The sequence below is a fragment of the Thioalkalivibrio sp. genome, assembly GCF_007692535.1.
Classification (GTDB): Bacteria; Pseudomonadota; Gammaproteobacteria; order Ectothiorhodospirales; family Ectothiorhodospiraceae; genus Thioalkalivibrio.
The window spans coordinates 1-7,041 of sequence record NZ_REBW01000246.1; the positions used below are offsets into that span (position 1 = coordinate 1).

7 protein-coding genes are annotated in these 7,041 nt (G+C 64.0%); 3 read left to right on the forward strand and 4 right to left on the reverse strand.

What is annotated here, in order from left to right:
* Positions 1 to 120 precede the first annotated feature (120 nt).
* From arsA to EA346_RS13755, 3 genes are all read right to left on the reverse strand, one after another.
* Positions 121 to 1,923 carry an arsenical pump-driving ATPase gene (gene arsA, locus EA346_RS13745; protein ID WP_366755800.1) on the reverse strand — a complete coding sequence of 601 codons (1,803 nt, stop codon included), beginning with the start codon at positions 1,921 to 1,923 and terminating at the stop codon, positions 121 to 123.
* Between the two features lie 17 nt (positions 1,924 to 1,940).
* On the reverse strand, positions 1,941 to 2,309 hold the full coding sequence (arsD, locus tag EA346_RS13750) for an arsenite efflux transporter metallochaperone ArsD (protein ID WP_296759557.1): 369 nt from the start codon (positions 2,307 to 2,309) through the stop codon (positions 1,941 to 1,943).
* Between the two features lie 63 nt (positions 2,310 to 2,372).
* Entirely contained in the window at positions 2,373 to 2,747 is a 375-nt protein-coding gene (locus EA346_RS13755; RefSeq protein WP_296759559.1) for a helix-turn-helix domain-containing protein, read from the reverse strand.
* A 313-nt stretch (positions 2,748 to 3,060) separates the two neighbouring features.
* Between EA346_RS13755 and EA346_RS13760 the strand changes: the two genes are divergently transcribed.
* The gene (locus EA346_RS13760) at positions 3,061 to 3,999 is read left to right on the forward strand and encodes a rhodanese-like domain-containing protein (protein ID WP_366755799.1); all 939 of its coding nucleotides are present in this window, start codon (positions 3,061 to 3,063) and stop codon (positions 3,997 to 3,999) included.
* A gap of 180 nt (positions 4,000 to 4,179) precedes the next feature.
* On the opposite strand, the gene EA346_RS13765 is transcribed toward EA346_RS13760, so the two are convergent.
* Entirely contained in the window at positions 4,180 to 4,413 is a 234-nt protein-coding gene (locus EA346_RS13765) for a thioredoxin family protein (protein ID WP_296759561.1), read from the reverse strand.
* A gap of 582 nt (positions 4,414 to 4,995) precedes the next feature.
* On the opposite strand from EA346_RS13765, the gene EA346_RS13770 reads away from it, so the two are divergent.
* Together EA346_RS13770 and EA346_RS13775 are read left to right on the forward strand one after the other, a co-directional pair.
* Positions 4,996 to 5,616, forward strand: coding sequence for a Spy/CpxP family protein refolding chaperone (locus tag EA346_RS13770; protein WP_296759563.1), 621 nt, complete (start codon positions 4,996 to 4,998; stop codon positions 5,614 to 5,616).
* Between the two features lie 238 nt (positions 5,617 to 5,854).
* Positions 5,855 to 7,041 (forward strand): hypothetical protein (locus EA346_RS13775; protein ID WP_296759564.1); only part of this gene is annotated, 1,187 nt, incomplete at its 3' end.

Below are 7,041 nucleotides of genomic sequence, written 5' to 3' on the forward strand. Positions count from 1 at the left end.
GGTTGCAGCAGCCTTTGCAGACGAAGATTTTGGCGGTTTCGGCGCGGTCAATGCGATCTCCCGTGCCCGCGGAGAATGCGTGCAAATCAGGAGAAGGATTGGTCGAGCTCAGGGACCACGTCAATAACGGCCAGTAACAGGCTCCGGCCGTGATGGCATCGGATCGAGCAGTTTCAGCAAACGCTCCATCCCGACCGGCTCTTCGCGCAATGCCGGGACCACCGCATGGCGTTGCGCATACTGATCCGCGACCTCTGCGATCCGCGGCTGTTCGGCGCGCGCGCGGCGGCGCAGCAAGGGCGAGTGCGTTGCGGTCGCCGCAATGCTCTGGTTGATCACCCAGGCCCAGGGCTCGATGCCCGCCCTGCGCAGATCAGCCTGCAGGTTCGCCGCCTCCAGCACCGGGGTTGTTTCCGGCAGAGTCACGATCAACACCTTGGTCTGTGCCGGGTCCTGAAGCTGCATCATGGGCGTGGTGTAGCCGATACTGGAACCGTCCATCTGCCGGCTCACCTCGCGGTGGTAGGCGCCCGTGGCATCGAGCAGCAGCAGGGTGTGCCCGGTCGGGGCGGTATCCATCACCACGAACTTGTGGCCGGCCTCGCGAATGATTCGCGAGAAGGCCTGGAACACGGCGATCTCCTCGGTGCAGGGTGAGCGCAGGTCTTCCTCGAGCAGCGCGCGACCTTCGCCGTCGAGCTTGCTGCCCTTGGTCTCCAGCACGTGCTGCCGGTAACGCTCGGTTTCCTCCCGCGGGTCGATCCGGCTGACGGTCAGCCCGTCGAGATCCTCGGCCAGGGTTTCCGAGAGATGCGCGGCCGGGTCCGATGTGGTCAGATGCACCGGCAGACCCCGTTCGGCCAGCGCCACGGCAATGGCCGCAGCTACCGTGGTCTTGCCGACACCTCCCTTCCCCATCAACAGCACCAGGCCGTGTTGATCGGCGGCGATCGCCTCGACCAGCTCCGACAGGGGCCGGGCATCCGGCGCAACCTGGGCCGGCTCGTCGCGCTCGACGGCGTCGACATCCATGGCATCGTCATCCTGGAACAAACGCCCCAGGGCTTCGATCCCCACCAGGTTGAAGGCCTTTAACGGCAGCAGATCGCGCGGCAAGTCGCGCAGGGGCGCGGGGAGATTCGCCATCGCCCATGTCTCGCGTTCATACATGGCACCCGCCAGCCCATCCGTGGCCGCCTCGGCAGCGGGGAGTACGCCGTTGATCACCAGGTGCTGGCGCCGCAATCCGATCGTCGCAAGCTCCGCATGGGTGCGTGCGACCTCGCGCAGGCTGCCCCGCTGCGGGCGGGCGACCAGAATCAGGCGGGTCCGCTCGGGATCGGCCAGCGCGGCCACCGCGGCGCCGTAGCGCTCGCGCTGCTTTTCCAGCCCGGCCAACGGGCCCAGGCAGGAGGCGTCGCCCTTGCCGCTCTCGAGGAAGCCACTCCAGGCACCCGGCAACTGCAACAGGCGGATGGTGTGACCGGTCGGCGCGGTGTCGAACACGATATGCGCATATCCCTCAATCAATTCGGAATCGGTCAGCAGCGCCGTGAACTCGTCGAAGGCGGCGATCTCGGTGGTGCAGGCGCCCGAGAGCTGCTCCTCGATGCCTGCCACCACGGCGTCGGGCAGTACCCCGCGAACCGGGCCGACGATCCGGTCCCGATAGCCCTGGGCCGCAGCCTGTGGATCGATCTCCAGGGCCGCGAGCCCGGGGACCGAGTCCACCGGGGTGATCCGGTTGCCGATCTCGATGCCAAAGACCTGGCCGACATTGGACGCCGGGTCGGTGCTGACGAGCAGCACGCGCTGTCCAGCTTCCGCCAGATGAATGGCCGTCGCGCAGGCGATCGAGGTCTTGCCCACTCCGCCCTTGCCCGTGAAAAACAGAAACCGCGGCGGGTCGGTCAGAAAGTTCAGTTGCACATCGCCCATGTTCAACTCTCGGTCCCACTACCACAGCACGGAGGCGCTGCGGCGATATTGAATACTTTGGAGGGTTCCGGCAGACCGGCCCAGCGCGCCAGCTCGCCCCGGGTCGGATAGCGCCCGGTCAAAGCCACCTGACCGTCGACCAGGACGACCGGCAAGGCTTCCTCACCCGAACGCTGAAGAATCCCGCGCACCGCAGCGTTCTGGGCAAAGTCGAGCGGCTGCTGGGAGAGATTGAGCCGCTCGATCGTGAGCCCGTTGCGCTTGGCCCAGTCCGCATCAGCTGAGAAATCGACCAGCTGCTGGTCCACGTCGACGCCACAAACGCCGGTGCTGCAGCAGAGGGAGGGATCGAAAACCTGGATGCTGATCATTCTGAGACTCCATGGATGATTGAATTATTAGATGAGTGTAGACGATTCAAGGGACGGCGCTGTTCAGGAACCGGCTTCGGCGTGCGGACGCAGAGCGGGCAGGATGCCCGGCGAAACCGTGGAAGCACCGCGCAGGTTCTCGCATTGTCCGGCGTCACCGGCACAGCATTCCTCGGTGAGGTAGGCGACCAGATCGAGCATCAGAGCCATGTTCGCCCGGTACCGTTGAAACCGCCCCTCCTGCTCCACCGTCACCAGGCCCGCGTGGGTCAGATTCTTCAGATGGAAGGAAAGGTTGGTCGGGGGGATGTCCAGCGTCGAGGAGATCTCTCCGGCCACCATCCCCTGCGCACCCTGGCGTACCAGCAAGCGGAAAACCTCCAGGCGCAGCCCGGAGGCCAGCGATTCAAGAACGACGATTGCGCGGATCTGCTCCATGTCTCTACGCTACAAGACTAGTTGAAAGATTGCAATGGGTCCGCCGGGCTGCAAGCCACATTCGCGCAGGCGTTGCCCATAGAGAGCGAACGCGTGACCACGGGCATACCGAGCCACTTACAGCGGTTATCATCCCGCTTGATCATCGACCTTGCCTCGACGGCCTTCGATCGGCAAGCAGGCTTTCTTGTCGCGCTGCGTTTTCCGCCATGGAAGGATCCTGGGTCGCTCTGCGTCTAATAGGGTTGAAACGTTCACATAGAGACAGTTTCCGCCCCGTGCAGAAACACACCCCCAGAAAGGAAACCCACTTATGTTTTTCATGCTCCGCAACAAGCTCATTTTTGCATTCGCAATGGCGCTTGCACTCTTGGCTCTCGCTGTTCCTGCCAAGGCCGACCGGCCCGACTTCCTGGTTGACTCCACCTGGCTGGAGGATCATATCGATGATCCCGCCCTGGTTTTGCTCGAAGTCCGCTATTACCCGAACCGCTACTTCACCGTCGGCCACATCCCCGGCGCGCGGCAGGTCCAGCGCTTCTCCGATCTCGGCGACAATCATGCCGTTCCGGTCATGCGCTACCCGACCATGGACGCCTTCCAGGAAACCCTGCGCGGCTGGGGCGTGAACGACGACTCGCTGGTGGTGATCTACGACGACTCGCGCACCGCGTTGGCGTCGCGCGTCTATTTCCTGCTGGACGTGTACGGCTTCGACATGGATCGGGTCCGGATCATGGATGGCGGCACGGGAGAATGGGAGGCGTTCAACGATCTCTCCACCGAGGCGCCCGACGTGACACCCGGGAACGTGACGCTGAAGCCGGCACGCGAAGGGTTGATCATCGAATGGACCGACATCTATCGCGATGTCTACTCGCTGCGTGACGAGAACATTGTATTGCTGGACGCCCGTCCCGAGATTCAGTACACCGGTGAGGTGATGAACGGCGCCGTGCGTGCCGGCCACATCCCCGGCGCAGTCAATGTCGAAGGTCTGCAGGGCACGGATGGCCAGAAGTGGCGTTCGCTGGAACACCTGGCCGAGATGTACGCGGACATCCCCAAGGACAAGACCATCTACGCGTACTGCCACGACGGCTTCCGCAACACCATGGCCTACATCCAGCTCAAGGCACTGGGCTACGAGGACGTGCGCCTCTACAACGGCGGCTGGGCCCACTGGGGCAACGAACTCTCGCTGCCGGTGGTGATGGGTTCCGAGCCCTGGGATGCCGCTCACGCCCTGTAAAGCACTCCGGATGGCGGGCCGATCGGCCCGCCACCCCGTTTGCTGATTGACACGAAGCCTCCGCGGTCAGGGAAAATCGCATTGACTGCAGAGGAACCGCCAGAAGCTTCCCAACCAATCAAGCCCCGCTCTGAAAGGGGACCAGGACTGGCCGTCCCTGCAGGTGCGCACCGATGACGCCTACGACAGCCACTTCTCGACCAGCGAGCGCGAGGGCACGCCGCCCATGTAAACCACCTGTCCATCGACGACAATGCCTGGCATCGACAGGATCCCATGGTGCGCGATTTCGGCGGCGTCCTCGACCTTCTCCAGATGAATTTCCAGACCCTTCGCGCACGCGGTGTCTTCAATCAGCTTGTAGGCCCTCTTGCAGTTCGCGCAACTGAAGCCGAGCACCTTGACACTTCTCACCGCGATCTCCTGATTGCTAAGCAGTCCTTTACCGATCGGCACCGGCGCCCGACCAAACAACCCGTTGATCACGCACGCGGGGCGGCGTCGTCTGTATTCCCCGACCGCTCGCCCGCAAGCGCCTTGCGTACCTGCCCGATGTCAATGCCACCGGGGCCGGCCCGATGAAATGTTTTTGTGAAGGACGGCTATGCCTTCCGACGTGAGGTTGGAATCGTCTTTTGGATCCTGATTCTCGTTCTCGCGGCCGTTTCAGTCGGATTCATTATGCGCCGTTTTGGAGGGGGGAACATCGCGGATAAGTCTTCTTCCAGGGACAGGAATGCTCTGGAGATCCTAGCGGCGCGCCGTACCCGCGGGGCGAAGATTGAATGACGATGAGTTCCAGCAGCGCGAACGGGATCTGCAGCATCGGAACAGCGGCTACTGAGGAGCAGGCGCCGATCCAATGCCGTCACCACTGGGTACTGATACGCCTTGGTATCGCCGTGGTGCCTGTCTTTAATGCACGGGGGAATTTCGTAATTCCCGTTGCATCTGGATTCGGTTGAATACTCGATGGAAATGACAAGGAGATTACCGATGAAAACACGCACGCAAGCAGTTGCGGTGACGCTCGGCCTGACCCTGGCATTGGGTGCCGGCGGCACGGGTGTCACGCTGGCCCAGGACATGGGCGCGGGAATGATGGGCGACGAAGGCAGCATGGAGATGATGGGATCCGGGGAAGGCATGGGCCCCGGCATGGGCATGATGGGATCCGGGGAAGGCATGGGCCCCGGCATGGGCATGATGGGACCCGGGGAAGGCATGGGCCCCGGCATGGGCATGATGGGACCCGGAAAGGTAATGATGCAGGAGATGCAGGCGATGCGGGCGATGCTCTCGGCCGAGCAGCCCGGCGAGTTGCGTGAATTGATGCGAGAACACCGTCCGGCGCAATTTGAGCGCATGGGGCACGGGATGAATGTGAGAGACGAGTTGATGGCCGAGTTGCAGCAAGACCGCCCAGACCCGGATGCCATCCGTGAAATTCACGGCCGCATGGCCGACGTCCACGGCGAGATGATGGCCGAACAGGTGCGGATGCGGAACGCCATGTACGACCTCCTGAGCGATCAGCAGCGCGAGCAACTCCGCGATATGGCGCGGGACGTCGGCGACGCTCCAACTGATCACGAAGCCCACCACAGCGGCCCGTAACGGCAGGGTTCCGTCACGTACCGCGGTTTTTCCGCAGCAGCGGGCCGCCCCTTCTTGATGGAGCCGCTTGCCGCACCCCGCGCCCTTGCGTGGCGTCACCAGCGCGCAGCCACCCCGGCAGCGCTTTCACCGCCGGACTCTTGCAGGACGGTTGCGCCATCCTCGTATCCACGGCATTGTTGATGGGCGACCATTGATGCGGGAGTCCTGTCACGGATCCGGGGGGAAAGCTTTGCCTGTGAAGAACGCCATGGCGCGCCTTCGGCTGGCTGTATTCGTTCTGGTGCTGGGGCTGCTGGGTGCGGTCTGGGCCGTGGGTGCATCGGCCGCGGAGACGCCCTCGACCGCCGAGTTCGAGGCGCTGATCGCCTCGCTTGAGGACGAGCAGGCACGCAGCGAGCTCGTCCGCAAGCTGCGCATTTTGGCGGAGATCCACGAGCCGGAGCCAGTGCCGGACATCCAGACCGCCACCGGCCATCTGATGCAATCGGTCTCAGAGGGGCTCGCCGTGTTCGGCACGGGACTGACCCACGTCGCACGTTCCCTCGAGCACCTGCCGGAGACCTACCAATGGCTGGAGCACGCGGCGACGGATCCCGAAGAGCGCGCACGCTGGGTCAGCATCCTGCTGTGGCTTGCCGTGGTACTGATCTCTGCCTATGCGGTCGCGCGGGTCGTGACACGGTTGCTGGCGGCCCCGCGCAACAAGATCGTTGGCGCCGCCCGCGATGGCTGGCCGCGACGGCTGATTGGCGCCGTGTTTCTGTTCCTGGTCGACCTCCTTCCGATCGCCGCCTTCGCCGCGGCCGGTTACGCCGTGCTGGCGGTGGCGTCGCCTCCAGAAGAGACCCGCCTGGTAGCCCTCGCCTGGCTCAGCGCTTCCATCATCTTGCGCCTGGTGATGACACTCGGCAGCCGGCTGCTCGCCGAGGGCGAGCCGGCGATGCGCCTGATCCCCTCCAGCGACGAGACAGCGCACTACATCATGATCTGGTTGCGCAGGTTGGCCTCCACGGCGATTTACGGCTTCTTCGCTTTGCAGGCGGCGTTGCTGCTTGGGCTCGGCGCGGCGACCTACACGACTCTGCTGCACATGCTCGGGCTCGTCGTTACTCTCATGGCGCTGGTCCTGATCCTGCAGAACCGCCGCTCTGTCGCCGAACGCATCCGTGGCCGCGAGAGTGAGGACGAGTCACGGGGGCGCGGCGCGCTTACCCTGTTCAGGCGCCGGCTGGCACAGTCCTGGCATCTGCTGGCGGGTGTCTACCTGATCCTGCTGTTCGCCGTCTGGGCGCTGGACTGGCGCCTTGGCTTACTGTTTGTCCTGCGCGCCACCGTACTGACCATCGTCGCACTGGTGGCGGCACGGATTGCGCTGCACCTGGTCGATCGCCTGTTCGCGCGCTGGCTCAGCATCAACGCCGA

What these genes read in the sequence shown, in the direction of transcription:
- arsD (WP_296759557.1), bottom strand. Translation starts at nt 2,309, where the DNA reads ATGATCAGCATCCAGGTTTTCGATCCCTCCCTCTGCTGCAGCACCGGC.
- EA346_RS13760 (WP_366755799.1), top strand. Translation starts at nt 3,061, where the DNA reads ATGTTTTTCATGCTCCGCAACAAGCTCATTTTTGCATTCGCAATGGCG.
- EA346_RS13770 (WP_296759563.1), top strand. Translation starts at nt 4,996, where the DNA reads ATGAAAACACGCACGCAAGCAGTTGCGGTGACGCTCGGCCTGACCCTG.
- EA346_RS13755 (WP_296759559.1), bottom strand. Translation starts at nt 2,747, where the DNA reads ATGGAGCAGATCCGCGCAATCGTCGTTCTTGAATCGCTGGCCTCCGGG.